General features: G+C 75.3%; 18 protein-coding genes and 1 riboswitch. Of the genes, 9 read left to right on the top strand and 9 right to left on the bottom strand.

Annotation, left to right across the window (positions count from 1 at the left end; genetic code table 11):
• Positions 1 to 54 precede the first annotated feature (54 nt).
• The 3 genes from OG550_RS30550 to OG550_RS30540 are packed head-to-tail and all read right to left on the bottom strand — an operon-like array spanning position 55 to position 3,679.
• Positions 55 to 1,635, bottom strand: a complete 1,581-nt coding sequence (locus tag OG550_RS30550; protein WP_327682989.1) for a precorrin-2 C(20)-methyltransferase — start codon at positions 1,633 to 1,635, stop codon at positions 55 to 57.
• Positions 1,632 to 2,258 carry a precorrin-8X methylmutase gene (locus OG550_RS30545; protein WP_327682987.1) on the bottom strand — a complete coding sequence of 209 codons (627 nt, stop codon included), beginning with the start codon at positions 2,256 to 2,258 and terminating at the stop codon, positions 1,632 to 1,634. Before OG550_RS30545 ends, OG550_RS30550 begins: the two co-directional genes overlap by 4 nt.
• A complete protein-coding gene (locus tag OG550_RS30540; protein ID WP_442906100.1) occupies positions 2,255 to 3,679 on the bottom strand; it encodes a cobalamin biosynthesis protein CobG in 1,425 nt (474 codons plus the stop codon). Before OG550_RS30540 ends, OG550_RS30545 begins: the two co-directional genes overlap by 4 nt.
• Before the next feature lie 166 nt (positions 3,680 to 3,845).
• Positions 3,846 to 3,931: riboswitch (cobalamin riboswitch) on the top strand.
• Positions 3,932 to 4,238: 307 nt separating this feature from the next.
• On the opposite strand from OG550_RS30540, the gene cobN reads away from it, so the two are divergent.
• A complete protein-coding gene (gene cobN / locus OG550_RS30535) occupies positions 4,239 to 7,883 on the top strand; it encodes a cobaltochelatase subunit CobN (RefSeq protein WP_327682983.1) in 3,645 nt (1,214 codons plus the stop codon).
• A 292-nt stretch (positions 7,884 to 8,175) separates the two neighbouring features.
• On the top strand, positions 8,176 to 9,846 hold the full coding sequence (lnt, locus tag OG550_RS30530; protein ID WP_327682982.1) for an apolipoprotein N-acyltransferase: 1,671 nt from the start codon (positions 8,176 to 8,178) through the stop codon (positions 9,844 to 9,846).
• On the opposite strand, the gene OG550_RS30525 is transcribed toward lnt, so the two are convergent.
• The 4 genes from OG550_RS30525 to gdhA all read right to left on the bottom strand — a co-directional run bounded on the left by OG550_RS30525 (position 9,822) and on the right by gdhA (position 14,491).
• Complete coding sequence (locus tag OG550_RS30525; protein WP_327682980.1) at positions 9,822 to 10,586, bottom strand: VOC family protein; 765 nt, start codon at positions 10,584 to 10,586, stop codon at positions 9,822 to 9,824. The two genes, lnt and OG550_RS30525, sit on opposite strands and share 25 nt — an antisense overlap.
• A 133-nt stretch (positions 10,587 to 10,719) precedes the next feature.
• Entirely contained in the window at positions 10,720 to 11,628 is a 909-nt protein-coding gene (locus OG550_RS30520) for an NADP-dependent oxidoreductase (protein WP_327682978.1), read from the bottom strand.
• Positions 11,629 to 11,853: 225 nt separating this feature from the next.
• Entirely contained in the window at positions 11,854 to 12,726 is an 873-nt protein-coding gene (locus OG550_RS30515) for an AraC family transcriptional regulator (RefSeq protein ID WP_327682976.1), read from the bottom strand.
• A 385-nt stretch (positions 12,727 to 13,111) separates the two neighbouring features.
• Positions 13,112 to 14,491 (bottom strand): NADP-specific glutamate dehydrogenase, encoded by a 1,380-nt coding sequence (gene gdhA / locus OG550_RS30510; protein ID WP_327682974.1) that lies wholly within the window; start codon positions 14,489 to 14,491, stop codon positions 13,112 to 13,114.
• 961 nt (positions 14,492 to 15,452) lie between these two features.
• On the opposite strand from gdhA, the gene OG550_RS30505 reads away from it, so the two are divergent.
• On the top strand, positions 15,453 to 16,097 hold the full coding sequence (locus OG550_RS30505; protein WP_327682972.1) for a GTP cyclohydrolase II: 645 nt from the start codon (positions 15,453 to 15,455) through the stop codon (positions 16,095 to 16,097).
• A 124-nt stretch (positions 16,098 to 16,221) separates the two neighbouring features.
• Here the strand turns inward: OG550_RS30505 and OG550_RS30500 are convergent, their stop codons facing one another.
• On the bottom strand, positions 16,222 to 18,342 hold the full coding sequence (locus OG550_RS30500) for a putative bifunctional diguanylate cyclase/phosphodiesterase (RefSeq protein ID WP_327682970.1): 2,121 nt from the start codon (positions 18,340 to 18,342) through the stop codon (positions 16,222 to 16,224).
• Positions 18,339 to 19,145, bottom strand: a complete 807-nt coding sequence (locus OG550_RS30495) for an SAM-dependent methyltransferase (RefSeq protein WP_327682968.1) — start codon at positions 19,143 to 19,145, stop codon at positions 18,339 to 18,341. The genes OG550_RS30500 and OG550_RS30495 overlap by 4 nt, the downstream gene beginning before the upstream one ends.
• Before the next feature lie 479 nt (positions 19,146 to 19,624).
• Between OG550_RS30495 and OG550_RS30490 the strand changes: the two genes are divergently transcribed.
• From OG550_RS30490 to OG550_RS30465, 6 genes are all read left to right on the top strand, one after another.
• Complete coding sequence (locus OG550_RS30490; protein ID WP_327682966.1) at positions 19,625 to 20,107, top strand: SRPBCC family protein; 483 nt, start codon at positions 19,625 to 19,627, stop codon at positions 20,105 to 20,107.
• 285 nt (positions 20,108 to 20,392) lie between these two features.
• Entirely contained in the window at positions 20,393 to 21,790 is a 1,398-nt protein-coding gene (egtA, locus tag OG550_RS30485) for an ergothioneine biosynthesis glutamate--cysteine ligase EgtA (protein WP_327682964.1), read from the top strand.
• On the top strand, positions 21,787 to 23,283 hold the full coding sequence (egtB, locus tag OG550_RS30480) for an ergothioneine biosynthesis protein EgtB (protein WP_327682962.1): 1,497 nt from the start codon (positions 21,787 to 21,789) through the stop codon (positions 23,281 to 23,283). The genes egtA and egtB overlap by 4 nt, the downstream gene beginning before the upstream one ends.
• Positions 23,283 to 24,020: an ergothioneine biosynthesis protein EgtC gene (gene egtC / locus OG550_RS30475; protein ID WP_327682960.1), complete on the top strand. Its 738-nt coding sequence runs from the start codon at positions 23,283 to 23,285 to the stop codon at positions 24,018 to 24,020. The genes egtB and egtC overlap by 1 nt, the downstream gene beginning before the upstream one ends.
• An 86-nt stretch (positions 24,021 to 24,106) precedes the next feature.
• On the top strand, positions 24,107 to 25,075 hold the full coding sequence (gene egtD / locus OG550_RS30470; protein WP_327682958.1) for an L-histidine N(alpha)-methyltransferase: 969 nt from the start codon (positions 24,107 to 24,109) through the stop codon (positions 25,073 to 25,075).
• Positions 25,076 to 25,328: 253 nt separating this feature from the next.
• Entirely contained in the window at positions 25,329 to 26,762 is a 1,434-nt protein-coding gene (locus OG550_RS30465) for a sugar porter family MFS transporter (protein ID WP_327682956.1), read from the top strand.
• Positions 26,763 to 26,896 lie beyond the last annotated feature (134 nt).

Below are 26,896 nucleotides of genomic sequence, written 5' to 3'. Positions count from 1 at the left end.
CCATCCCGCCACCATCCCGCCACCGCCCCGGGCCCGGGGCGGTGGCGGCGGTGCTCAGGCCTCCGGGTAGCGGCGCGGGGTCCAGGTGACCTCGGAGCCGGGGGACCGGGTGACGTGCCGGGTCTGCGAGGAGCCGACCAGGAGGATGGTCCGCATGTCGACCTCGGACGGGTCGAGGTCGCCGAGGCGCACCGTGCGGACGCGCTCGGTCGGGCCGCCGACGTCACGGGCCATCACCACCGGGGTGCCGGGGTCCCGGTACTCCAGGAGCAGGTCGCGGGCGCGGCCGACCTGGGTGGTGCGGGACTGCGAGCCCGGGTTGTAGAGGGCGAGCACGAGGTCGGCCGCGGCGGCGGCGCGCAGCCGCTGCGCGACGACGTCCCAGGGCTTGAGGCGGTCGGAGAGGGAGACCACCGCGTAGTCGTGGCCGAGCGGGGCGCCGGCCCGGGAGGCGGCGGCGTGCGCGGCGGTCATGCCGGGGACGATCCGGACCGGCACCTCGCGGTAGGCCTCCTCGCAGGCGACCTCCAGGACGGCGGTGGCCATCGCGAAGACGCCCGGGTCGCCGGAGGAGACGACCGCGACCCGGTGGCCGCGGCGGGCCAGGTCGAGGGCGAACTCGGCGCGCTCGGACTCCACCTTGTTGTCGGAGCCGTGCCGCACCTGGCCCGGCCTGACCGGCACCCGGTCCAGGTAGGTGGTGTAGCCGACCAGGTCGGTGGCGGCGGCCAGGGCGCCGCGCGCCTCCGGGGTGAGCCAGAGCGGACCGGCCGGGCCGGTGCCGATCACGGTCACGCTGCCGGTACCGCTGTCGGTGTCGGTGTCGGTGTCGGTGCTTCCGTCGGTACCGCCCGGGGCGGGCGGCGCGGACTCCAGCGGGGCGACCTTGCTGGGGAGCACGGCCACCGAGAAGTACGGGACGGTCCCGGCGTCGACCGAGGCCAGCGGCGCGGTCCGCTCGCCCTCCATGAAGGCGCGCTCGACGTACTGGGCGTCGTCGAGCCGGCCGGCCCGCTCCAGGGCGCGGCGGACGGCCGGGAAGGTCCGGCCGAGCTTCATGACGACGGCGGAGTCGGCCGCGGCGAGCCGCGCGGTCAGCTCCTCCTCGGGGAGCGTGCCCGGGATGACGGTGAGCGTCTCGTCGGCCTCGGTGAGCGGCATGCCGAGCCGGGCGGCGGCGGCGCTGACCGAGGTCACGCCCGGCACCACCTCGGTCGGGTAGCGGTCCGCGAGGCGCTTGTGCATGTGCTGGTAGGAGCCGTAGAAGAACGGGTCCCCCTCGGCCAGCACCACGACGTCGCGGCCGGCGTCCAGGTGGGCGGCCAGCCGGGCGGCGGCCTCCTCGTAGAAGTCGTCCAGCGCGCCCCGGTAGCCGCCGGGGTGGTCGGTGGTCTCCACGGTGAGCGGGTAGACCAGCTTCTCCTCGATCTGCCCGCCGGTCAGGTACCGCTCGGCGATGGACCGGGCGATCGAACGGCCGTGCCGCGCGCTGTGGTACGCCACCACGTCGGCCTTGCCGATGAGTTCGGCGGCGCGGACGGTGACCAGCGACGGGTCGCCGGGGCCGAGACCGACCCCGTAGAGCCGGCCGGTCGCCCCCTCCGCGGGGGCCGGGTCGTTCCGGTGGTTCGTCACTCTTCCTCGCTCGCAATCGCGTTGATCGCGGCGGCCGCGATCGCACTGCCGCCGCGCCGGCCGCGCACCACCAGGTGCTCCAGTCCGGCGGGGTGGGCGGCCAGGGCCTCCTTGGACTCGGCCGCGCCGATGAATCCGACCGGCACGCCGATCACCGCGGCCGGGTGCGGGGCGCCGGCCTCGATCATCTCCAGCAGGCGGAAGAGCGAGGTCGGCGCGTTGCCGACGGCGACCACGGCGCCCTCCAGGCGCGGCAGCCACAGCTCCATCGCGGCGGCGCTGCGGGTGTTGCCCATCGCCCGCGCCAGCTCGGGAACCGACGGGTCGGTGAGGGTGCAGACCACCTCGTTGTCGGCGGGCAGCCGCTTGCGGGTGACGCCGCTGGCGACCATGTTGACGTCGCACAGGATCGGCGCGCCGGCCCGCAGCGCGGCGCGGGCGGAGGCGACCACGCCGGACGAGTACACCAGGTCCTCGACCAGGTCGACCATGCCGCAGGCGTGGATCATCCGCACCGCGACCTGGGAGACGTCCGCGGGCAGTGCGGCCAGGTCGGCCTCGGCCCGGATGGTGGCAAAGGACTGGCGGTAGATGGACGCGCCGTCCTTCTCGTACTCGATCACTTGGTGGTCCTCCTGGCCGCGGCGACCGCCGCTGCCGTCTCCTCGTTCGTCACACCGACGGCCGGACCGGCGGACGCCGACCCGTTCGTCGGCCCGTTCTTCGGCACGTTCGTCGACCCGTTCCTCGGCTCGTTCGTCGGCCCGTTCTCCGGCCCGTTCGTGGTCACCCGGTAGCCCCGGCCGGTGGCGAGCACGTCCACCCAGCGCCCGGCCGGGTGTCCGCAGCGCCGCTCACAGCCCGACCAGTGCACCGGGAGGCGCTCCACGGGCACCGCGCCCGGCGCCACCGCGGCGGCGTCGGCGTCGGCGTCGAGTGCCCGGGCCGCGTCCGCCCGCACGTCGGCGAGCGACTTGGCGCAGCCCGGCAGCCCGGTGCAGGCGGTGGCCCGGTCCCAGGGCGAGCCGGGCTCGGTACGGTACCCGGCCGCCGCGAGCACGGGCAGCCGGTCGGCCGGCGCGTCCGGCAGGACGGCGCCGCGCCACGGGGTCAGCCGCAGCTCCCCCTCGGCCGCCCCGGCCAGCACGCGCCACTGCGCGGCGGTGGCCCGGCCGAACCGGAGCCCGACGGAGAGTCCGCCGGGCAGCGCGCCGAGCGGCACCGGCTCGCCGGGGAGGTCGGGCAGCGGGGCGTCCCCGGGCGGCAGCAGGCCGGGGACCTCGCGCAGGTGCCAGGCCCTGGTCCCGGTCGCGCGCAGGGCCTCCAGGAAGGAGCGGGCGGCGTCCAGCGCCGCGTCGACCGCGCCGTCGGCGGGGACGACGCGTGCGGTGGCCGCCCGGCCGAGGCGCAGCAGGGCGGTGCCGCCACCGCCTGCGATCAATGTCACATCGGCGTCCAGCGCGGCGACGTCGCCGCGGCCGTCGTCCAGGACGAACAGGAACTTGCCGGAGAGGCCGGTCGCCCAGGGGCTCGCGCAGAGCCGCGCGTCCAGCTCACGCGCCCAGGCCCGGACGTCGGCGCCGGGGCCGTCCCCGGCGGGACGGCCGTCTGCCGGGCGCCCGTCTGCGGAACGGCCTTCCACCGGTGCACCGTTGGCGGTGCGGCCGCGGGTGGGGCGGCCGCCGGCGGGACCGGGCGAGGCGACGATGTTGCGGACCCGCTCGTGGGTGTCCGAGGGCAGCAGGCCGGCGGCCCGCAGCCGGTCGCCGAGTTCGCCGCCGCAGCCCGGGGCCAGGCCGCGCAACTGGACGTTGCCCCGCGAGGTGGTCTCCAGCGAGCCGTCGCCGAGCACCTCCGCGGCGTCGGCGAGCGCCAGCGCCTGACGGACCGTCAGCAGCCCGCCCGGCAGGCGGACCCGGGCGAGGGCGCCGTCATCGGCGGTGTGCAGACGAAGCGCCCCCGGACAGGCGTCCGCACGCCCCCGGTCGGGCGCGGCGGCGCCCGGCGTGGTGGCGTCGGGTGTCGGTGGCATGGCGGCGAGCATACCGATGATCCGATCGGATGCCGCCGTACCGAAGGTCACACCGCGGCACCGGGCAGGGTGCCGGACAGCACCCTGCCGAAGGGCACTCCCCCAGGTCAGCCACACCCCGTACGATGCTGGGCGGGCGGTCCCCGCAGACCGCCCGCACGCCAGCGACGGCGCAGGGGAGGAAACCGGTGCGAGCCCGGTGCGGTCCCGCCACTGTGACCACGGCTCACCGGAACACCGGGGAGCCGCGGGAGCCAGGAACTCCTGCCGTCCTCCACCGGCCCGGGGCGCGGACCCCGAGGAAGGCTCGAAAAGCCATGCGCCGCCGCATGCCCGCCCCCGCGGTCCCGTCCTCCGTGACGCGACCGCCCTCCCCCCTTGCCCCGCACGGGCAGGAGGGGTCCACCGGGCGCTCGGATCCGCCGTTGACGCCCGCCCTCCTCGCCCGGCACCGGGCAGGAAGGGCCACCGCTCCGGCGTGCCCGCCTTCACCAGCCGTCTGTCACCCGTCACTTTCAACGCCGGCGCGCCCTTCGGCTCGGGGCGCTTCCGAGGCCGGGAGGGCCTTCGCATGATTCTGCTGCTGTCGACGTCCGACACCGACCTGCTCAGTGCCCGCGCCGCCGAGGGGCCGGTCAGCTACCGGCTCGGCAACCCGGCCCGGCTCACCCCCGAGGACCTGCCCGCCCTGCTGGACGGCACCGACCTGGTCGTGGTCCGCCTGCTCGGCGGACGCCGCGCCTGGCAGGAGGGCCTGGACGCGCTGCTGGCCGGCCCGCGCCCCGTCATCGTCCTGACCGGCGAGCAGGCACCCGACGCCCAGCTGATGGAGCTGTCCACCGTCCCCGCCGGCATCGCCGCCGAGGCCCACGCCTACCTGGCGCACGGCGGCGCGGCCAACCTCGCCGAGCTGGCCGCCTTCCTCTCCGACACCGTGCTGCTCACCGGCCACGGCTTCGCCCCGCCCGCCTCGGCCCCCGCCTGGGGCCCGCTGGAGCGCACCGCCCGCACCGACGGCGGCCCGACCGTCGCCGTGCTGTACTACCGCGCCCACCACATGAGCGGGAACACCGCCTTCGTCGAGACGCTCTGCCGGGCGATCGAGGACCAGGGCGCGCAGGCCCGGGCGTACTACTGCGCCTCGCTGCGCGGCGCCGAGGCCGACCTGCTGGCCGCCCTCGGCGAGGCCGACGCCATCGTCACCACCGTGCTGGCCGCCGGCGGCACCCGGCCGGCCGACGCCCAGGCCGGCGGCGACGAGGAGGCCTGGGACGCCGGCGCGCTCGCCGCCCTCGACCGCCCGATCCTCCAGGCGCTCTGCCTGACCTGGTCGCGCGCCCAGTGGGAGGCCAGCGACGACGGCCTCTCGCCGCTGGACACCGCCACCCAGATCGCCGTGCCCGAGTTCGACGGCCGCCTGATCACCGTCCCGTTCTCCTTCAAGGAGCTGGACGAGGACGGCCTCACCGTCTACGCCGCCGACGCCGAGCGCTCCGCCCGGGTCGCGGGCGTCGCCGTCGCCCACGCCCGGCTGCGGCACATCCCGGCCGCCGAGCGCCGGCTCGCGCTCGTCCTCTCCGCCTACCCGACCAAGCACGCCCGGGTCGGCAACGCCGTCGGCCTCGACACCCCGGCCAGCGCGGTGCGGCTGCTGACCGCGCTGCGCGCGGAGGGCATGGACCTGGGCACCGACCTGCCGGGCCTGGACGACGCACCGGCGGGCGGGCCGGCCGGCGAGGAGCAGCACGAGGGCGACGCCCTCATCCACGCGCTGATCGCCGCCGGCGGCTACGACCAGGACTGGCTCACCGAGGACCAGCTGGCCCGCAACCCCGTCCGCATCCCCGCCGCCGACTACCGCCGCTGGTACGCCACCCTGCCCGAGGGCCTGCGCACCCGGGTCGAGGAGCACTGGGGCCCGGCCCCCGGCGAGCTGTACGTCGACCGCTCGCAGAACCCGGACGGCGACATCGTGCTCGCCGCGATCCGCTCCGGGAACCTGCTCGTCCTCATCCAGCCGCCGCGCGGCTTCGGCGAGAACCCGGTCGCGATCTACCACGACCCGGACCTCCCGCCGTCCCACCACTACCTGGCCGCGTACCGCTGGATCGCCGCCGAGCAGGCGGACGGCGGCTTCGGCGCCCACGCGGTGGTCCACCTCGGCAAGCACGGCAACCTGGAGTGGCTCCCCGGCAAGACCGCGGCGCTCTCCGCCGAGTGCGGCCCCGACGCCGTCCTCGGCGACCTGCCGCTGGTCTACCCCTTCCTGGTCAACGACCCGGGCGAGGGCACCCAGGCCAAGCGCCGCGCCCACGCCACCCTGGTCGACCACCTCGTCCCGCCGATGGCCCGGGCCGACTCCTACGGCGACATCGCGCGCCTGGAGCAGCTCCTCGACGAGCACTCCAACATCGCCGCGATGGACCCGGCCAAGCTGCCCGCGATCCGCGCCCAGATCTGGACGCTGATCCAGGCCGCCAAGCTCGACCACGACCTCGGCCTCGACGAGCGCCCCGAGGACGACGGCTTCGACGACTTCCTGCTGCACGTCGACGGCTGGCTCTGCGAGATCAAGGACGCCCAGATCCGCGACGGCCTGCACGTCCTCGGCCAGGCGCCGGCCGGCACCGACCGGGTCAACATCGTGCTCGCCATCCTGCGCGCCCGGCAGATCTGGGGCGGCGTCAGCGCCCTGCCCGGCCTGCGCGAGGCGCTCGGCCTGGACGAGGCCGCGCTCAGCCTCGGAGCGACCGACGCCGCCGAGGCCCGGGCCCGCGAGCTGGTCGAGGCGATGGAGGCCGAGGACTGGGCTCCGGAGGCCGTCGAGAAGGTCACCGCCGGACTCCCGGACGAGAACCGCGCGGCGGTCCGCGAGGTGCTGGACTTCGCCGCCGCCCAGGTGGTCCCGCGCCTGGCCGCCACCACCGACGAGCTGGACGCCGTGCTGCACGCGCTGCGCGGCGGCTTCGTCCCGGCCGGACCGTCCGGCTCGCCGCTGCGCGGGCTGGTCAACGTGCTGCCGACCGGCCGCAACTTCTACTCCGTCGACCCGAAGGCCGTGCCCAGCAAGCTCGCCTGGGAGACCGGGCAGGCGCTCGCCGCCTCCCTGGTCGAGCGCTACCAGGCCGACAACGACGGCGCCTGCCCGCCGTCGGTCGGGCTCTCGCTCTGGGGGACCAGTGCGATGCGCACCGCCGGCGACGACATCGCCGAGGCCTTCGCGCTGCTCGGCGTCCGCCCGGTCTGGGACGACGCCTCGCGCCGGGTCACCGGTCTGGAGCCGATCACGCTGGAGGAGCTGGGCCGTCCGCGCATCGACGTCACGCTGCGCATCTCCGGCTTCTTCCGGGACGCCTTCCCGCACGTCGTCGCGCTGCTGGACGACGCCGTCCGGCTGGCGGCCGCCCAGGAGGAGGCGGACGCGGACAACTTCGTCCGCGCGCACGTCCAGGCCGACCTCGCCGTCCACGGCGACGAGCGCAAGGCCACCGTCCGCGTCTTCGGCTCCCGCCCCGGCACGTACGGCGCGGGCCTGCTGCAGCTGATCGACAGCCGCGACTGGCGCACCGACGCCGACCTCGCCGAGGTGTACACGGTCTGGGGCGGCTACGCCTACGGGCGGGGCCTGGACGGGCGGCCGGCCCGCGAGGAGATGGAGACCGCGTACAAGCGGATCACCGTCGCCGCGAAGAACACCGACACCCGCGAGCACGACATCGCCGACTCGGACGACTACTTCCAGTACCACGGCGGCATGGTGGCCACCGTGCGGGCCCTCACCGGCAAGGCGCCGACCGCCTACATCGGCGACTCGACCCGGCCCGAGACGGTCCGCACCCGCACCCTCACCGAGGAGGCGGCCCGGGTCTTCCGCGCCCGGGTGGTCAACCCGCGCTGGATCGAGGCGATGCGCCGGCACGGCTACAAGGGCGCCTTCGAGATGGCGGCCACCGTCGACTACCTGTTCGGGTACGACGCCACGACCGGCGTGGTCGCGGACTGGATGTACGAGAAGCTCACCCAGGAGTACGTGCTCGACCCGGTGAACCGGGAGTTCCTGACCGGCGCCAACCCGTGGGCGCTGCACGGCATCAGCGAGCGCCTGCTGGAGGCGGCCAGCCGCGGGCTCTGGGAGAAGCCGGACCCGGAGCTGATCGAGCAGCTGCAGGCGGCGTTCCTGGAGACCGAGGGCGACCTGGAGGGCGACGAGGGCTGACGCCCGGTACGGGTCGGCCACCCCCGCGACACCACCCCGCCGACGCCACCCCGCCGACGCCTGCGCGCCGCCCGCGAACTCCCGCGGGCGGCGCGCGGCGTCCCGGTGGGGGGCTCCTGGTGAGGTCCTCCTGGTGGGGGCTCCCGGTGGGGAGGTGATGAGGGGCGGGGCGGTTCTGGGCGCGGGCCGGGGCGGGGCCGTGCGGGCTGCTCGCATCACGATTGGCCCCATTGGCCCGTTCGAGTGATCACGGGGCTGGTGACCGGGCCCCGCCAAGCGGACAATACGGGGCATGTCGCGACGCTCCCAGCTCACCGGCCCCGCCGGTCCCACGGCTGTCGCCGTTCCCGGTCGCCCCGGCCGGTCCGCCGGGTACCGGCCCCGGCTGGCGGCCCTCGCCGCCGGGGCGGTGCCGGTGTTCGCCTTCCCGGCCCCCGGACTGGCGGCGCTGGCCTGGGTCGCACTCGTCCCCGGCCTGCTGCTGATGCAGCGCGCGCCGGGGCTGCGCGAGGCGGCCGTGCGCGGGTGGTGGTTCGGCGCCGGCTTCATCCTCACCGGCATGTACTGGCTGCTGCCGTCCATCGGCCCCGGACTGCCGGTGCTCGCCGTGGTGTTCGGCGTGCTCCAGGCCGGGGTCGGCATGGCGGTGTGGCTGCTGCTGCGCCCGCCGCCGACCGCCCGTCGGGCGCTGCTCGCGCTGGTGGTCGTCCCCGCGGTCTGGCTCACCACCGAGTACGCGCGGTCCTGGCCCGCCCTCGGCGGACCCTGGGCGCTGCTCGGCGCCACCCAGTGGCAGCACCCGGCCGTCCTCGCGCTGGCCTCGGTCGGCGGGATCTGGCTGGTCAGTGCGGCCGTGGTGGCGGTCAACACCGGGGTGCTGATCGCCCTCACCGCCGCCGAGCGGCGCCCCAGGGCCGTGGCAGCCCTCGCCGCGGCCGGCGTGCTGGCCGCCGGACCGCTGTTGTTCGCGCTGCGGCCCGCGCCCGAACCGGCGGGCGGGGCCGGCGCGTCCCCCGGGACGGACGGGGCGGCCGGGACCGTCACCCTCGCCCTGGTCCAGCCCGGCATCGTCGACGAGCCGCAGGCCCGGTTCGAGGCGAGCCTGCGGGCCACCCGGACGCTGGACGGGCGGCCCGTCGACCTGGTGGTCTGGGGCGAGTCCAGCACCACCGCCGATCTCGACCGGGACGGGGCGACGCTCGACCGGCTGCGCGAGCTGGCCGCCGCCACCGGCGCCCAGGTCCTGGCCGGCGAGGACGCGCGCAAGGCGGACGGGCGGATCTCCAAGGACGCGGTCCTGGTCTCCCCGGGCGGGATCGTCGACCGGTACCGCAAGATCCGGCTGGTGCCGTTCGGCGAGTACATCCCGCTGCGGCCGGTGCTCGGCTGGGTGGCCGGAGTGAGCCGCGCGGCCGGCGAGAACCGGGCGCCCGGCAGCGGCTTCCACCTCCTGCCCACCGTCGACCGGGGCGGCGGCGCGCTCCCGGTCGGGGCGCTGATCTGCTTCGAGTCGGCGTTCCCCGACCTCTCCCGGACCGCCGCACGGCAGGGCGCGCGGGTGCTGGTCTACCAGTCCTCGACCTCGACCTTCCAGCGCACCTGGGCGCCGGAGCAGCACGTGTCACTGGCCGCGATCCGGGCCGCCGAGACCGGTCGGCCGACCGTCCAGGCCTCGCTCACCGGCGTGTCCGCCGCCTTCGACGCGCAGGGGCGCGAGCTGGCCCGGCTGGGCACGGACGGGACGGGCGTGCTGGTCGTCCGGCTGCCGCTGACCGCTCCGTCCGCGCTCACCTGGTACGACCGGCTCGGGGACGTGGTGCCGTTGGGCGCGCTGCTGGTGACCGCGGGATCGGCGGCCGCCGCCTGGCGCGGACGCCGCACGGGCCGGCCGCCGCACGGACCGGCGGCAGGCGTGCGGAGGCCGCCGGCGGCGGGCGGTCAGCCCTCGGAGCCCGCCAGGTAGATGCCGAAGGCCGCACCCTGCGGGTCGCGCAGGACGGCGATCCGCGGGCCGTCCGGCACCGAGGTCGGCGCCATCAGCACGTCGGCGCCGAGGTTGCCGGCCCGGAAGGCCGTCACGTCCACGTCGGCGACCGCGAAGTAGGGCAGCCAGTGCGGCGGCACCTGCGGCGGGAATTCCTCGCCCATCGCCAGCATGCCGCCGAAGTCCTCGCCGGCCAGGCCCCACTGGGTGTACTGCTCGGACGGGGCGACCGTCCAGCCGAACACGGCCGGGTAGAACGCCACGGCACCGTCCGGGTCCCTGGTGAGCAGCTCCACCCAGCCGAGCGCGCCGGGCGCGTTCAGCACCTCGGCCCCGACCAGCCGGCCCGCCTGCCAGAGCCCGAACACCGCGCCGGACGGATCGGCGGCGATCGCGAACCGGCCGAAGTCGAGCGCCGCCGTCGGCTGCACGATGACGCTGCCGCCCGCCTCCGCGATCCGCGCGGCGGACGCGTCGGCGTCGGCCACCATGAAGGAGACGGACCAGGCGGTGGGCTGCCCCTCCCCGTACAGGGGGGAGACGGAGGCGGCGATCGCGTCGTCCAGCCGCATGAAGGTGTAGCCGCCGGCCTCGGGGCGCTCGTCGGCCTCGGGCCGCCAGCCGAACAGCTCGCCGTAGAACCGCTGGGCCGCGGCCGGTTCGGCGCTGCCGTGCTCGACCCAGCACGGGCCGCCGACCGCCACTTCGTCGATCTTCATCGGTGTTCCTCGGGGGTCGGGGGGGTGGGGGCGTCAGGGGGTGGGGGCGTCGGGAGGTGGGGCCGTCGGGAGGGCCCGGGCGTCGTCGATGGTGCCGCCGGTCGTGCAGCCGAGCGGTGTCCGCGGCCGCCGCTCAGGCGACTTCGAGGACCGACTTGCCGCGGGCGTGTCCGGATTCGACCAGGGCGAGCGCCTCGGCGGCGTGCGCCAGCGGGTAGCGGGCGCTGATCCGCGGGTCGAGTTCGCCGGCGGCCACCAGCCCGGCCAGCGCGGCGAGCGTCTCCGGCGTGCTGGAGCGGGTGATGTACCGGCCGCCGAGCTCGGCCGCGGTGGCCGGGTCGGAGGTGGCGACCAGCCGGGACCGGTCCGCCAGCGTGGTGGCGGCCGCCCGCGCGTCGTCGCCGCCGACCAGGTCGAGGATGCCGTCGACCCCGTCCGGCGCCACCGCCCGGATCCGCTCCGCGACCCCGCCGCCGTACCGGACCTGGACCGCGCCCAGCGACTCCACGAAGCTGCGGTTGGCGTCGCTCGCCGTGCCGATGACGCGGATGCCCCGGCTGCGGGCGATCTGCGCGGCCACGCTGCCCACGCCCCCGGAGACGCCGAGGATCAGCAGCGTCTGCCCGGCGCCCACCCCGACGTCCCGGACGCCGTCGTCGGCCGTCGCCGCGGCCACCGGCAGGGTGGCCGCCTGGTCGAAGCCGACCTCCGCCGGCTTGAGCGCGCTCATCGCGGCGAGCAGCAGCGTCTGTTCCGCGAACGCTCCCGCGGCGGCGAGCCCGAACACCTCGTCGCCCGGCGTGAACCCGGTCACCTCCGGCCCGACCCGCTCCACCACGCCCGCCGCCTCCTGGCCCATGACGGCCGGCAGCTCCCGGTCCCGGCCGAGCAGGCCGCGGCGGATCTTCCAGTCCACGGGGTTCACCCCGGCCGCCCGCACCGTGATCGCCAGTTGCCCGGGCCCGGGCTCCAGCACGGGCCGGTCCAGGAACTCCTGCTTCTCCGGCCCGCCGTAGTCGACGAACCCGAACGCCTTGGCCATCCTCGATCCACTCCTCGCTCGGTGGCCCCCGCCCCCCGTGCTGCTCCCCCGCCCAGCATGCGGGCGGGGGCGGCGGGCGGGCGGGCGTTGCTGGGCCGAACGGGCGGCCGGCCCGAAGCGGGGCCGCTCCGGGCGGGACGGCTCCCGGTCAGCGGACGGGGCGGACGGCGGGGCGGCGGACGGCCCGCAGACTCCCCGCTCCGCCGCCCGCCCGCCGCCACCCCGTCAGCGCCTCGCGCGGACCACCGGGACCCACACCTCCGCCCGGGCCGTCCCCGCCTCCGTGAGGAAGCGGGTGTGGAGGATCTCGGGGCCCGGCCGGGACTCGTACGGGTTGGACGGGAACCACTGGGTGTAGACGTCCCGCCACATCTCCTGCAGCGCCTGCGGGAACGTCCCGGTGTTGGCGAAGACGGCCCAGGTGCCGGCCGGCACCTCCCGCACGTCCAGGCCGTCCGGCACCACGGCGTCCGCACCGGCCACCACCGCGTGGTAGTAGTCGAGTTCGACGCCCTCCTCCCGGCTCTCCGAGAAGAACTCGGTGACCGAGACGATGCCCTCCGGGTCCTGCTCCGAGAGGGCGGCGATCCGGTCGATGCCCTCCTGGCCGATCCCCCGGATGAACGCGGCGATGGCCGGGTTGACCCCCTCGTGGACCAACGGCACGCGGGCCCTCCTCCCGACGACCCGGAACGCCGGCCTCTCCACGATGCGGTACTCCATGCTGCTGCTCCCTTCGACGACGAGTCGGAAGGACATCCGGGGCTGCGAGGTGAGCACCGCACCGCCGCGCCGCGCCTCGCCCGGGCCCACCCCGTGCATCGCACGGAACGCCCGGGCGAACGCCTCGCCGGAGGTGTAGCCGTACCGGACCGCGACGTCGAGCAGCGTCCGTTCGCCGGAGAGCACTTCGGCCCCGGCGAGGGTGAGCCGCCGGCGCCGCAGGTACTCCGACAGCGGCATCCCGGCCAGCGCCGAGAACAGCCGCCGGAAGTGGTACTCCGACGTCGTCGCGATCCGCGCCAGTTCGGCCGCGTCGACCGTCCCGACGAGGTGCTCCTCGATGTGCTCCATGGCCTGGTTCAGCCGTTCCAGCATCACTGCCCCGTCCTTCCCTCACTGCTCCTCACCGTAGGCAGCGGGCCCCCGGCCGGACCCGACATCCTGTGCCCGGCCTGGTCGGGTGCCCCGGGGCCCGCGCCGCGGTCCGGGAGGCACCGGTGGGCAGCGCGCGCACGGCACGGACGGCATGCACGGCACGGACGGCACGGACGGCACGGACGGCACGGACGGCACGGACGGCACGGACGGCACGGACGGCACGGACGGCGCCCATCGCGTGGACGCGGGCCGTCCGGCGGGCGCGCGAACCGCCCGGAGCGCGGGCACGCCGAGCGCGCACCCGCCCGCCCGCCACCTTCCCTCCGGCCGTGAGAGACGACCGGAGGGGTGCGGGACGCACGGGTGCGCGCTCGGCGACGCCTCAGATCAGGCCCTGCGCCAGCATCGCGTCCGCCACCAGCTCGAAGCCGGCGATGTTGGCGCCCAGCACGTAGTCGCCGGGGCGGCCGTACTTCTCCGCGGTGGTGTGGCAGGCGTCGTGGATGTTCCGCATGATGCCGGCCAGCTGCTCCTCCGTGCGCGCGAAGGACCACGAGTCGCGGGAGGCGTTCTGCTGCATCTCCAGCGCGCTGGTGGCGACCCCGCCCGCGTTGGCGGCCTTGCCCGGGCCGAAGGCGACCCCGGCCTCCTGGAAGACCCGCACGGCCTCGGGCGTGGTCGGCATGTTGGCGCCCTCGGCGACCGCCCGCACGCCGTTGCGGACCAGCGCCCGCGCGTCCTCCTCGGTGAGCTCGTTCTGCGTCGCGCACGGCAGCGCCACGTCGACCGGCACGCTCCACACGCCGGTGCCCTCCACGTACCGCACGTGGCTGCCCCGCAGCTCCGCGTACTCGGTGAGCCGGCCGCGGCGGACCTCCTTGACCTCCTTGAGCAGCGCGAGGTCGATACCCTTCTCGTCCACCACGTAGCCGGCCGAGTCGGAGACCGTGACCACCGTGGCCCCGAGCTGCTGGGCCTTCTCGACCGCGTACACGGCGACGTTCCCGGACCCGGAGACCGCGACCCGCAGGCCGTCCAGCTCCTCGCCCCGGGCGCGCAGCATCTCGGCGGTGAACAGGACGCACCCGTAGCCGGTCGCCTCCGTCCGCGCCTGCGAGCCGCCCCAGCCGATGCCCTTGCCGGTCAGCACGCCGGACTCGTAGCGGTTGGTGATCCGCTTGTACTGGCCGAAGAGGTAGCCGATCTCCCGGCCGCCGACGCCGATGTCACCGGCGGGGACGTCGGTGTGCTCGCCGAGGTGGCGGTACAGCTCGGTCATGAAGGACTGGCAGAAGCGCATGACCTCCGCGTCCGACCGCCCCTTCGGGTCGAAGTCGGAGCCGCCCTTGCCGCCGCCTATCCCGAGGCCGGTGAGCGCGTTCTTGAAGATCTGCTCGAACCCGAGGAACTTGACGATCCCGAGGTTCACGGAGGGGTGGAACCGCAGCCCGCCCTTGTACGGGCCGAGCGCGCTGTTGAACTCCACCCGGAACCCGCGGTTGACGTGGATCCGCCCCTGGTCGTCCGTCCACGGCACCCGGAACATCAGCTGCCGCTCCGGCTCCGCGATCCGCTCGACGATCCGGGCGTCGACCAGCTCCGGCCGCTTCAGCAGCACGGGGCCGAGCGTCTCCACGACCTCGTGCACGGCCTGGTGGAACTCGGGCTCGCCCGGATTGCGGCGCAGCACCTCGGCGTAGAGCGACTCGATGACAGGGTTCCCGGCGTCGTGGGACGCCGAGGAGAACGGGGTGGCCGGCATCTTGTGAGGACCTTCCGTGGTCTGGTCGACCGTGGTCGACGGGCAGGGTGTCCCCGTCCCGGGGAACACCGGCGGTCCCCCTCGCCATTGAGGGCGTCACGGTGCGACTCGCACCCGTGCGGCAGCTCGGACCGCTTGCGCGGGGTCAGTCTCCCACTGTCGAACCGCTTTGTCCGCCGCCTTCCGCATTCTGGGCGCAAAGTCGGAACGGTCCCGGCGCCCGCCCGCCGGACACGGACCATTCGCCCACGGCCCTCCCGCTCCGCGGGGGCGGGGAGCGGCGAACCATTGCCGACGAACTTCTCCCGCCGGGTCCGCCGGGGATCTCCGCGGCACGCCGGATTTCCGGCCCCGCCGAGCGGTTCCGTCCGGCACCGCGGCGGTCCGCGAATTCCCCGGAACCGTCGAATTCCCTTCGGCACGGAAGCGGGAATCCACACGCACGCCCCGCATCACCGGAGGTCCGCCGCGTCGCACGGCCCCGATCCCCGGGCGACGGACGGGGACCGGGGCCGATGTGCCGCGTCCGGACCGGCGCGCCGGAGTCCCGGCCGGCCGAATGCGGTGCGACCACCGGGATACCGTTCGGGAGCACCGGATCCGATACGGACTTGCACGTCCGGATTCACCCGCCCGCCCTTCGTCCGCACGGGAAGTCCGAACGGCCGCGGCGCATTCCGGGAATCCATTTCGGGGGCGGGTCGGGAACCGGTTCCCCCGGGCATGGCGCCGTCGTTCCCGGGGGAACCGCTCCGAGTCACCCGGCGGGCCCGTCCGCGGTCACAGCACGCCACGGCCCACCACGGCCCACCACGGAGGGAACAGGCCCGGCGCGGACGGTGTTGCGAGGCTGCGTCCCCGCGCGCCGGAGCACGCGGGCGCTCGGAACCCAGTTGTTCAAATTGGAACTACCTAGTACGGTCGGGACCCGATCACCCCTTCCGTCCCCGGAGGCCCTTCCATGCCGCAGCACCTCCCGCCGCAGACCGGTGCCGCCACCGTGCGGTCCCGCGTCCGGATCCCGCTCACCTTCCCGGACGGCTACCGGGCCGACGCGGAGGTGTTCACCTTCCACGGGCTGGCGGACGGGGCGGAACACCTCGCACTCGCCCTCGGCGAGGTACCGGAGGGCGGCACCCCGCTGGTCCGGCTGCACTCGGAGTGCCTGACCGGGGACGTGTTCGGCTCCGACCGCTGCGACTGCGGCCCGCAGCTGCGCGAGTCGGTGGAACTGATCAGCGGGGCCGGCGGATACCTGCTCTACCTGCGCCAGGAGGGCCGGGGCATCGGCCTGTACAACAAGCTCGACGCGTACGCCCTGCAGGACTCCGGGCTGGACACCTACGACGCCAACACCGCGCTCGGCCTTCCGGAGGACGCCCGCGACTACACCGCCGCCGCACAGATGCTGGGCGCGCTCGGCGTCACCGGCGTCGAACTGCTGAGCAACAACCCCGACAAGGCGGCCCAGCTGACCGGCCTGGGCATCACGGTCCACGACCGGGTACCCACCGGCGTCCACCTCTCCGCCTCCAACGTCCACTACCTGCGCGCCAAGGTGGAGCGGACGGGGCACTCGATCGAGCTCCCCCGCCTGGTCGGCTGAGCCCCGGGGGCGGCTCCGGGCCGGCGTCGCCGGAACCCGGCCGCCGACAACGCACCACGGGCCGCGGATCCGCGTGGCCGACCCGTCGTCCGGCACGGGAGTGCCGTGGCGGGGCGGCTGCCGGTCAGGCCGGCGGGACGGGGCGGCCCTTCGGCTCCTCGACGATGCGGCGGGCGATCTCGGCGGGCCGGACCGGGCGGCCGAAGTGCCAGCCCTGCGCCCAGTCGCAGCCGATCCGGCGCAGCCGCTCGGCGTCCTTCCTGGTCTCCACGCCCTCCGCGGTCACGGTCAGCCCGAGGGCGTGCGCCATCGAGACCAGGCCGCTGACGATCCGCCAGCCCGTCGACTCGTCCTTCGCCGGGTCGTGCAGGTCGCCGACGAAGGACCCGGCGATCTTCAGCCCGGAGACGGGCAGGTCGCGCAGGTAGGCGAGGTTGGACCAGCCGGTGCCGAAGTCGTCCACGGCGAGCGAGACGCCCAGGCCGACCAGCCCGTGCAGGGTGCGCAGCGCCTCGTCCTCCGGGCCGACCACGGTGGACTCGGTGATCTCCAGCTGGAGCCGGGCGGGGTCCAGGCCGGTGGTGTCGAGGATCCGGCCGAGATCGGTGACCAGGGCGGCGCTGCGGGCCTGGCGGACCGCCAGGTTGACGTTGAGCTGGGGAGCGGCGTCGCCGAACCGCTTGATCCACTCCGCGGCCTGGCCGCAGGCCTGTTCCAGCACCCAGCGGCCGAGCGGCATGATCAGCCCGGTCTCCTCGGCGGTGGTGACGAACTCGTCCGGGCCGAGCACGCCGAGCTGGGGGTGGCGCCAGCGGACGAGCGCCTCGACGGCGGCCAGCCGGCCGTCGGCGAGCGCGTACAGCGGCTGGTAGTCGATGAAGAACTCGCCCCGGTCGAGGGCGGCGGGCATCCGCACCGAGACCGCGTACCGGGAGACGGCGCGGGCGTTCTCCTTGGGGTCGAAGAGCGTCCAGCGGCCCCGGCCGGCCTCCTTGGCACGGTAGAGGGTCAGGTCGGCGGCGCGGACGGCGGCGCCGGGGGTGGTGGTGGAGACCCGCCGCTCCAGCACGCCGACGCTGGCGCCGACGGCCAGCTTGTGGTCGCCGATCAGCACCGGCCCGGCGAGCGCCTTGAGCACGGTCTTGGCGGCGGCGACCGCCTCCTGCTCGCCCCGGCTGTTCTCCAGCAGGACGACGAACTCGTCCCCGCCGAGCCGCGCGACCAGGTGGCCGAGCGGGCTGAGGGCGGCCTTCAGCCGGGCGGCGACGGCGGCGAGCAGCTGGTCCCCGGTGTCGTGGCCGAGGCTGTCGTTGACCACCTTGAAACCGTCGAGGTCGACGTAGCAGAGGCCGAAGCGGGCGCCCGGGTCCGGGTCCTCGAAGAGCTTCTCCAGCCGCTCGAAGAAGGCGGCGCGGTTGGGCAGGCCGGTCAGCGGGTCGTGGGTGGCCTGGTGGCGCAGCGTCTCCTGGAGCCGGTAGCGGTCGGTGACGTCCTCCAGCATCGCCACCTGGTACTGCGGGACGCCGTCGTCGTCGCGGATCAGCGAGACGGTCAGGTGGGTCCAGACCACCTCGCCGTCCTGCCGGTAGTACGGCTTGTCGAACTGGAAGTACTCGCGCTTGCCGCTGATCAGGTCCTCGTAGGCCTCCCAGACGCCGGGGGCGTCCTCGGGGTGCACGAGGTCGCCGACCCGGCGGCCGGTCATGTCCTCGGGGCCGGCGCCGAACAGTTCCTGGAGCGCCTTGTTGACGGCCAGGATGTTGCCGTCGGTGTCGCCGATGCCGATGCCGATCGCGGCGCTCTCGAACAGCGCCCGGAACCGGGCCTCGGAGGCCCGCAGCGCCCGCTCGGCCTCCTTGCGCGCCACGTCGGCGGCCGTGCGGATGGCCTCCTGCTCGCGGAGCGTGCGCTCGCGCAGGGCGGCGGCCCAGCCGGCCGCGAACGCGCCGCTGAGGGCGGGCCCGCGACCGTCGGGGGCCGGCTGCTGCTGGAGCAGTTCCACCGCCCTGGCGAGCACCACCGGGTCGGTGAAGTGCGCCTCGACCAGGTGGGCGCCGGCCTCAGCGGCCAGCTGAGGCTGGAACGGGTGCTCCAACTGGGCACGGTGGAGAAGCCCGGCGGTCCGGGAGACGAGCCGGCCGACCAGGCCGGGGTGGACCGCCGTGCCGTGGTCACCGGAGAGCAGCCGCGCCCAGTCCGCGTGGAACCGTTCGGCGCTGCTGCTCGGCTCCGGCGCTTCGATCACGGGCGGAACCCCACGCCCGCCACCCCGGTCATCCGCTCGGGGTTGCGGCCGACCGCCTCCGGCTGCTCGGGGCGCCACTGCGGCAGGTAGACCACGCCCGGCTCGACGAGGTCGAAGCCGGCGAACATGGCGGTGATCTGCTCGTGGGTGCGCATGGTGAGCGGAGTGGGCGTCATCTTGTACAGCCGCTGGTGGTCCTCGGCCTGGTCGGGGCGGCCCTCCAGGGAGGCGTGGGAGAGGACGAGGGCGCTGCCCGGCGGGAGGGCGTCGCGGATCACCTCGATCAGCTTCCACGGGTCGTCCTGGTCCTCGACGAAGTGCATGACCGCGACCAGCAGCACGGCCACCGGTTCGCCGGCCGCCAGCAGCTCGGTCACCTCGGGACGGGACATCAGGTCGTCGACGTCCCGGACGTCGGCCTGGACGGCCGAGCAGCCCTCGTCGCCCTCCAGCAGGAGCCGGCTGTGCGCGACGGCGACCGGGTCGCGGTCCACGTAGACGACCTGGGACTCGGGGCGGATGGCGCGGGCGATCTCGTGGACCGCGCCGAAGGTGGGGATGCCGGAGCCGATGTCCAGGAAGCGGGAGATGCCGCGTTCGGCGGTGAACTGGACGGCGCGGCGCAGGAAGGCGCGGTTGGAGCGCATGATCTGCGGCAGCTCGGGCCAGAGGGCGATCGCCTTGCGGGCCATCTCCCGGTCCACCTCGAAGTTGTGCGAGCCTCCGAGGTAGTAGTCGTAGACCCGCGCGGCGTTCGGTTTGTCCAGGTCCGTACCCTCCGGTACCCAGTTCGGTCGCCGCATCCTCGGGACTCCTTCGATTCGTCTTCCGGTGGACCGGCCGCCTGAAGGGGCGGCTGTGACTGATGAGACTACAAGCACAAAAGATCCTCCTCCGCACGCCGAATGCGTGCAAGCGGAGTCCCACCGTCCTCCCGGTGGAATCCCACCCTCCCCCCGAGGACCCCGGTGGCGCCACCGGGGCGCGGAGCAGCCGCACCGAACGCCCTGGTGGCGGGCTCGCGGCGGCGGACGCCCGGCCTCCGGACACCGGGGCGACGGAGGTCACGGACTGTCACGACATCACGGAGCGTCACAACCGCGGGTTCCGGAAGGGCCCGTACGCACGCCGCGGCCGCGGGGCCGTCGGGGCGCGGGGCCGTCGGGGTGCAGGGCCGTCGGGGTGCAGGGCCGTCGGGGTGCGCGGGGCGCCAGGGGCGCGGCGGACACCGGGTGCACCGGAGCCGCACCGGTCCGTGGGCCGTCCGGACTAGAGTGCGGGCGTGGATCCCAACCACTACCGGTTCCGCGGGGTGTGGCGGCTGGCCGCCCCGCCGGACGCCGCGTACGCGGCCCTGGAGCACGTGGCGGGCTACCCGCGCTGGTGGCCCGACATCCGCGACGTCCGGCAGACCGGTCCGGACACCGGCGAGGTGCTGGTCCGCGCGCTGCTCCCCTACCGGCTGGTGATCCGGCTCGCGACGATGCGGCGGGACCGGGCCGCCGGTGTGCTGGAGGCGGCCATGGACGGGGACCTCGTCGGCTGGTCGCGCTGGACGGTCACCGCGGACGGTGACGGGGGCTGCCGCGTGCTCTTCGAGGAGGACGCCCGCCCGGCCGCTCCGCTGCTGCGCCGCCTCGCCCTCCCCGCGCGCCCGCTGTTCCGGGCCAACCACGCCGTGATGATGCACCGGGGCCGGCGCGGACTGGCGGCCCACCTCGCGGCGCGGCCGGCGGACGGGCACCGGCCGGCCGACGGACACTGACCGGCCGACGGGCACCGGTCGGCCGACGGGCACCGGACCGGCACCGCCCACGGTCCGCCACCGACCGCCCACCGACCGCCACCGGCGGCCCGCACACGGCCACCTGCGGTGCCCGCGGAGGGCGGGCGGCACCACCGCCGGAAGAGCCGATTCACCCGGCCGTACCCATCCTGACCTGCGGCGAATCCTCTTAACCAGATGTTTGCGAAGCGCCGCCGCATGGTCCGTAGCAGACTGGGCAGGGTAGACCGGGCCGCAATCGTGATCCCGAGGATGGTGAGTCCGGTGATACCCGTTCGACCGACCAGCCCGCCCGACCGGCAGAGCGCCGGCCCGCCCGCCGCCGGACCTCCCCGGAGCACCCAGGCCCACCCGGCCGGCCGGCCCGCCACCGTGACCCCGCTGACCGAGTCCGAGGCGCGCCGCCACATGGCCGGCGTCTGCTTCAAGATCGGACCGCCCCGCCTGGTCGGCGTCGAGCTTGAGTGGTTCGTCCACGACGACCGATGTCCGACCCAACCCGTACCCCCGGAACGGCTGCACGCCGCACTGGACGCACTGCCGCTCGGCGGCCCCGACGGGACCTCGCTCCCGTCCGGTTCCCGCCTCACCCTCGAACCCGGCGGTCAGGTAGAGCTCAGCTCCCCGCCCGCCGACGGCCTCACCGCCTGCGTCGCCGACACCCGGCGCGACCTCGCCGCCCTGCGGGCCGCCTTCGCGGCACAGGGCCTGCGGCTCACCGGCACCGGCACCGACCCCCTGGCACGACCCCGGCAGATGGTGCTGGACCACCCGCGCTACCTGGCGATGGAACGATTCTTCAATTCGGCCGGCCCGTGGGGCCGCATCATGATGACCGGCACCGCCTCCCTCCAGGTCTGCCTGGACTCCGGCGCGGAGACCGGTCCGCACGGGCTGGACCGGCGCTGGCTCCTCGCCCACCGCCTCGGCCCGGTCCTGGTCGCCGCCTTCGCCAACTCGCCGCTGCTGGACGGCAGGCCGACCGGCCACCGGTCCACCCGGCAGACCGTCTGGTCCCGGATGGACCCCAGCCGCACCCTCGCCCCCTCGCCGGACCACGGCGACCCGCGCGAGGCCTGGACCCGCTACGTGCTGGACGCCGAGGTGCTCTGCGTCCGCCGCCGGGACGGCCTGCCGTGGACCGCGCCGGCCGGGCTGACCTTCGCCGACTGGCTGCGCGGCCGCGGCGAGCGCCCGCCCACCCTGGCCGACCTCGACTACCACCGCACCACGCTCTTCCCGCCGGTCCGCCCGCACGGCTACCTGGAACTGCGGATGATCGACGCCCAGCCGGGCGACGGCTGGATCGTCCCCGCCGCCCTGGCCACCGCCCTCCTGGACGACCCGCTCGCCGCCGACGCCGCGCTCGCCGCGCTGGAGCCGCTGGAGTGCCCCGACGGTCCGCGCCCGCCGCGCAGCGACGTCTGGCGCCGCGCCGCCACCCTCGCGGTGTCCGATCCGGAGCTGCGCCGCGCCACCCTGACCTGCTTCGCCGCCGCCGACGCCGCGCTGGGCCGGATGCCCGGCGCCGAGCGGCTGCGCGCCACCGTCGCCGAGTTCGCCGAGCGCTACCCGGCGCGCGGCCGCTGCCCGGCCGACGACCAGCTGGACGCCCTGCGCTCCGGCACCCTACGCACTCCCCCGGAGGGGGCCGCACCATGATCGACGACTCCCGCGACGCGCACGCCGCACGCTCCGCACGCGACACCCGCCCGGCCGGCGCACCCGCCCCGGGCACGGGGACGCAGCCGGGCCCGCCGGTCCGGGAAGCCCGCACCCCGGACACCCGCACCCTGCACACCCCGGACGCCCTGCACACCCCGGACGCCCGGCCGCTGGACACCCTGCCGCCGGAGGTCCTGCGCGAGACGATCGCCGCCGAACTGCTCGCCGCCCGCGCCCGCACCGCCGCACTGACCGACTGCGTCGACGACCCCGACCTCACCGCCCAGCACTCCCCCCTGATGTCCCCGCTGGTCTGGGACCTCGCCCACATCGGGAACCAGGAGGAGCTCTGGCTGCTGCGCAACATCGGCGGCCGGGAGCCGATGCACCCCGAGATCGACCCGCTCTACGACGCCTTCGAGCACCCGCGCGCCGAGCGGCCCAGCCTGCCGCTGCTGCCGCCCGGGGAGGCCCGCGCGTACGCGCACGACGTCCGCGGCCGGGTGCTCGACCTGCTCGCCGCCAGCCCGCTGGAGGGCGCCCCGCTGCTGGACTCCGGGTTCGCCTTCGGCATGATCGCCCAGCACGAACAGCAGCACGACGAGACGATGCTGATCACCCACCAGCTCCGCAGGGGCGAGCCGGTGCTGGCCGCTCCCCCGCCGCCGCCCGCCCCGGCGGACGCGGCCGCGCTGCCCGCCGACGTGCTGATCCCGGCCGGCCCGTTCACCATGGGCACCGACACCGAGCCGTGGGCGCTGGACAACGAGCGCCCCTCCCACCGGGTCGACCTGCCCGCCTTCCGGCTGGACACCACCCCGGTCACCAACGGCGCCTACCTGCGGTTCCTGGCCGACGGCGGCTACGACGAGCCGCGCTGGTGGACGTCCGAGGGCTGGGCGCACCGCCGGCAGGCCGGCCTGACCGCCCCGCTGTTCTGGCGGCAGGACGGCGGCCAGTGGCTGCGGCGGCGGTTCGGCGTGCTGGAGCCCGTCCCGCTCGACGAGCCGGTGCTGCACGTCAGCTGGTACGAGGCGGACGCCTACGCCCGGTGGGCCGGGCGGCGGCTGCCGACCGAGGCCGAGTGGGAGAAGGCCGCGCGGCACGACCCGGCCACCGGCCGCTCGCGCCGGTTCCCCTGGGGCGACGCGTCACCGGCCCCGCAGCACGCCAACCTGGGCCAGCGCCACCTGCGCCCGGCCCCGGCGGGCAGCTACCCGGAGGGACAATCCGCCTACGGGGTACGGCAGTTGATGGGCGACGTGTGGGAGTGGACGGCCAGCGACCTCCGCCCGTACCCGGGGTTCCGCGCCTGGCCGTACCGGGAGTACTCGGAGGTCTTCTTCGGGCCGGAGTACAAGGTGCTGCGCGGCGGCTGCTTCGCGGTGGCGCCGGTCGCCTGCCGCGGCACCTTCCGCAACTGGGACTACCCGGTCCGGCGCCAGATCTTCGCCGGGTTCCGCACCGCGACCGACGCGGCGGCCGGCTGATGTGCCGCCACCTCGCCTACCTGGGCGAGCCGGTCGCGCCCCGGGAGCTGCTGGTGGAGCCGCCGTTCGGGCTCTACCGGCAGTCCTGGGCGCCGCGCGCACAGCAGTACGGCACGGTCAACGCGGACGGCTTCGGCCTCGGCTGGTACGCCGACGGCGACGAGGTCCCGGCCCGCTACCGGCGGGCCGGGCCGGTCTGGGCGGACGCCTCCTTCGCCGACCTCGCCCGGGTCCTGCGCACCCGGGCGCTGCTGGCGGCCGTCCGCTCGGCCACCGAGGGCTGCGCCGCCGGCGAGGAGGCGGCCGCGCCGTTCGCCGCCGGGCGCTGGCTGTTCAGCCACAACGGCGCGGTGGCCGGCTGGCCGGAGCGGCTGGGGCCGGTCGCCGCGCTGCTGCCGCCCGCCGAGCTGCTGGGGCTGGCGGCACGCACCGACTCGGCGCTGCTCTGGGCGCTGGCGCTGCACCGGCTGCGCGCGGGCGCCGGCCTGGGCGAGGCGCTGACCGGCACCGTCGCGGACGTGGCCGCGCACACGGACGGGCGGCTCAACCTGCTGCTCACCGACGGCCGGGCGATCGCCGCGACCGCCTGGGGCGACACCCTGCACCACCGGACGGTTCCCGGACTCGGCGTGCTGGTGGCCTCCGAACCGTCCGACGACCACCCGGACTGGACGGCCGTCCCGGACCGGTCGCTGCTGCTGGCCGGGCCGGACGGGGTCACCGTCAAGCCGCTCTGAGACCGGCCGGGTCCGCCGCCACCCCAGGCGGGCCCCTTCGACGTCGCCTTCCTTTCTTCACTTCCTGAACAGAGGATCCATCTGCCATGAGCACCTTCGATCTCACCCGACTGCTGCCCGCCGACCACTTCAGCACCGCCCTGCGGTACGACGTGCAGCACGGCCTGACCTCCGAGCCGAAGTCGCTGCCGCCCAAGTGGTTCTACGACGCCCGGGGCAGTGAGCTGTTCGAGGAGATCACCCGGCTGCCCGAGTACTACCCGACCCGCGCCGAGCGGGCCATCCTGACCGCCCGGGCGGGCGAGATCGCCGCCGCCACCCGGGCCCGCACCCTGGTCGAGCTGGGCTCGGGCTCCTCCGAGAAGACCAGGCTGCTGCTGGACGCGCTGCGCGACCTGGGCACGCTGGACGCGTACGTGCCGGTCGACGTGAGCGAGAGCGCGCTCACCGCGGCCGGCGGGGCGCTCGCCACCGAGTACCCGGGCCTGACCGTGCACGGCGTACTCGCCGACTTCACCGCCCGGCTCGACCTGCCGCCGGGCGGCCCGCGCCTGGTCGCCTTCCTCGGCGGCACCCTCGGCAACCTGCTGCCGGCCGAGCGCGCCGCCTTCCTGCGCGGGCTGCGCTCGGCCCTGGACCCGGGCGACTCGCTGCTGCTCGGCACCGACCTGGTCAAGGACCCGGCGGTGCTGGTCGCCGCCTACGACGACGCGGCCGGGGTGACCGCGGAGTTCAACCGGAACGTGCTGAACGTCCTCAACCGGGAGCTGTCCGCCGACTTCGACTCGGAGGCCTTCGAGCACGTGGCGCTCTGGGACGCGGAGCGGGAGTGGATCGAGATGCGGCTGCGGTCGCTACGGGCGCAGACCGTGAAGATCCCGGAGCTGGACCTGCCGGTCCACTTCGACGAGGGCGAGGAGCTGCGCACCGAGGTGTCGGCCAAGTTCCGCCGCGAGCGGGTGGCCGAGGAGCTCGCGGCGGCGGGCCTGCGGCTCGCCGAGTGGTGGACCGACGACCAGGGCCGGTTCGGGCTCTCGCTGGCCCGGCCCGCCTGACCCCGGGGGCGGGCGCGACCCCGGGGGGGGCGGGCGCCCGGCCGTGACATGGGCGCCCGCCCGCGTCCCGGGACCGGGGCCCGACCCGGGCCCGACCCGGGCGCGAGGCCCGGGCCGAGAGCGGGACTTATTTGATTGTTCACCTTACTAATCGGCCAAGGGACTTGAAGGGCATCCCATGTACAACACTTGAACATTGAGGGGTTACGATCTCGGCTACCAAGCTCAGCGTTGAGTACCAGGAGTCAAGATCGTGAGCGTCACCCAGCAGCCTGCGGGGCCCTCGGCGGCCGAGACCGGCCCGTCGTCCGGCCGGCTCGGCTTCGTCGTCTTCATCACCGCCGCCGCGGCCCTCGGCGGCTTCCTGTTCGGCTACGACAGCTCCGTGATCAACGGAGCCGTCTCCGGGATCCAGGAGAAGTTCGGCGTCGGGGACGGCGTGACCGGGCTGATCGTCTCCTCCGCGCTGCTGGGCTCGGCGGTCGGCGCCGCGCTGGCCGGCCGGTTCGCCGACCGGTACGGCCGGATCACCGTGATGAAGGCGGGGGCGCTGCTCTTCGCGGTCAGCGCGATCGGCTCGATGCTGCCGTTCTCCGCCTGGGACCTCGCCTTCTGGCGGGTCCTCGGCGGGGCGGCCATCGGCATCGCCTCGGTGATCGCCCCGACCTACATCGCCGAGGTGGCGCCGACGAAGTACCGCGGCCGGCTGGCCTCGTTCCAGCAGGCGGCGATCGTCCTCGGCATCGCCATCTCCCAGCTGGTCAACTGGGTGCTGGCGGACGCCGCCGGCGGCGACACCCGCGGACACCTGCTCGGCCTGGAGGCCTGGCAGTGGATGCTCGGGATCTGCGTCGTGCCGGCCGCGGTCTACTTCGTGCTCTCCTCGACCATCCCCGAGTCCCCGCGCTTCCTGATCTCGGCCGGCCGCCTGGACGAGGCCCGCGCGGTGCTCGCCGACGTCGAGGGCCGGGACTCCGACACCGACGCCCGGATCGCCGAGATCCAGGGGCTCATCGACTCCGACCACCGCCCGCGCTTCGGCGACCTGCTCGGCGGACGCTTCGGCCTGCTCCCGATCGTCTGGGTCGGCATCGGCCTCTCGGTCTTCCAGCAGCTCGTCGGCATCAACGTGATCTTCTACTACTCGTCGATCCTCTGGCAGTCGGTCGGCATCGAGCAGTCCAACTCGCTGCTGATCAGCTTCATCGGATCGGTCATCAACATCCTCGGCACCGTGGTGGCGATCCTGCTGGTCGACCGGATCGGCCGCAAGCCGCTGGCGCTGATCGGCTCGGCGGGCATGGCCGTCGCACTGGGGGCCTGCGCCTGGGCGTTCTCCTCCGCCACCGGCACAGGCGACGACGTCACGCTGCCCGACCTCCAGGGCACCGTCGCGCTGATCGCCGCCAACGCCTTCGTGCTGTTCTTCGCGCTCTCCTGGGGCGTGGTGGTCTGGGTGATGCTCGGCGAGATGTTCCCCAACCGGATCCGCGCCGCCGCGCTCTCGGTGGCCGCCTCCGCGCAGTGGATCGCCAACTGGGCGATCACCGTCTCGTTCCCGGCGCTCTCGCGCTGGAACCTCTCCGCGACCTACCTCGCCTACGCGGTCTTCGCCGCGCTGTCCGTCGTCTTCGTGGCGAGGTTCATGAAGGAGACCAAGGGCGTCCGCCTGGAGGACATGGGCTGAGCCCCCGCCCCGGGACGGCCCGGCCCGGACGGCGTCCGCCCAGGCCTTCGGCCCCCGCACCCTAGCGCGAAGAGCGCGGGCGCGGGGGCCGAATCGTTCACTCCCTGCGGCGGCCCGGACACCTCCGGTATCCC

Source organism: Kitasatospora sp. NBC_00458 (genome assembly GCF_036013975.1).
Lineage (GTDB): Bacteria > Actinomycetota > Actinomycetes > Streptomycetales > Streptomycetaceae > Kitasatospora.
This window is presented reverse-complemented; position numbering and strand designations above follow the sequence as displayed.

Excerpts from the sequence above, each read along its gene's own strand:
- OG550_RS30525 (WP_327682980.1), bottom strand. The coding sequence starts at position 10,586 with ATGAAGATCGACGAAGTGGCGGTCGGCGGCCCGTGCTGGGTCGAGCAC.
- OG550_RS30505 (WP_327682972.1), top strand. The coding sequence starts at position 15,453 with ATGCCGCAGCACCTCCCGCCGCAGACCGGTGCCGCCACCGTGCGGTCC.
- egtD (WP_327682958.1), top strand. The coding sequence starts at position 24,107 with ATGAGCACCTTCGATCTCACCCGACTGCTGCCCGCCGACCACTTCAGC.
- OG550_RS30495 (WP_327682968.1), bottom strand. The coding sequence starts at position 19,145 with ATGCGGCGACCGAACTGGGTACCGGAGGGTACGGACCTGGACAAACCG.
- egtC (WP_327682960.1), top strand. The coding sequence starts at position 23,283 with ATGTGCCGCCACCTCGCCTACCTGGGCGAGCCGGTCGCGCCCCGGGAG.
- cobN (WP_327682983.1), top strand. The coding sequence starts at position 4,239 with ATGATTCTGCTGCTGTCGACGTCCGACACCGACCTGCTCAGTGCCCGC.
- OG550_RS30540 (WP_442906100.1), bottom strand. The coding sequence starts at position 3,679 with ATGCTCGCCGCCATGCCACCGACACCCGACGCCACCACGCCGGGCGCC.
- lnt (WP_327682982.1), top strand. The coding sequence starts at position 8,176 with ATGTCGCGACGCTCCCAGCTCACCGGCCCCGCCGGTCCCACGGCTGTC.
- egtB (WP_327682962.1), top strand. The coding sequence starts at position 21,787 with ATGATCGACGACTCCCGCGACGCGCACGCCGCACGCTCCGCACGCGAC.
- OG550_RS30520 (WP_327682978.1), bottom strand. The coding sequence starts at position 11,628 with ATGGCCAAGGCGTTCGGGTTCGTCGACTACGGCGGGCCGGAGAAGCAG.
- OG550_RS30515 (WP_327682976.1), bottom strand. The coding sequence starts at position 12,726 with ATGCTGGAACGGCTGAACCAGGCCATGGAGCACATCGAGGAGCACCTC.
- gdhA (WP_327682974.1), bottom strand. The coding sequence starts at position 14,491 with ATGCCGGCCACCCCGTTCTCCTCGGCGTCCCACGACGCCGGGAACCCT.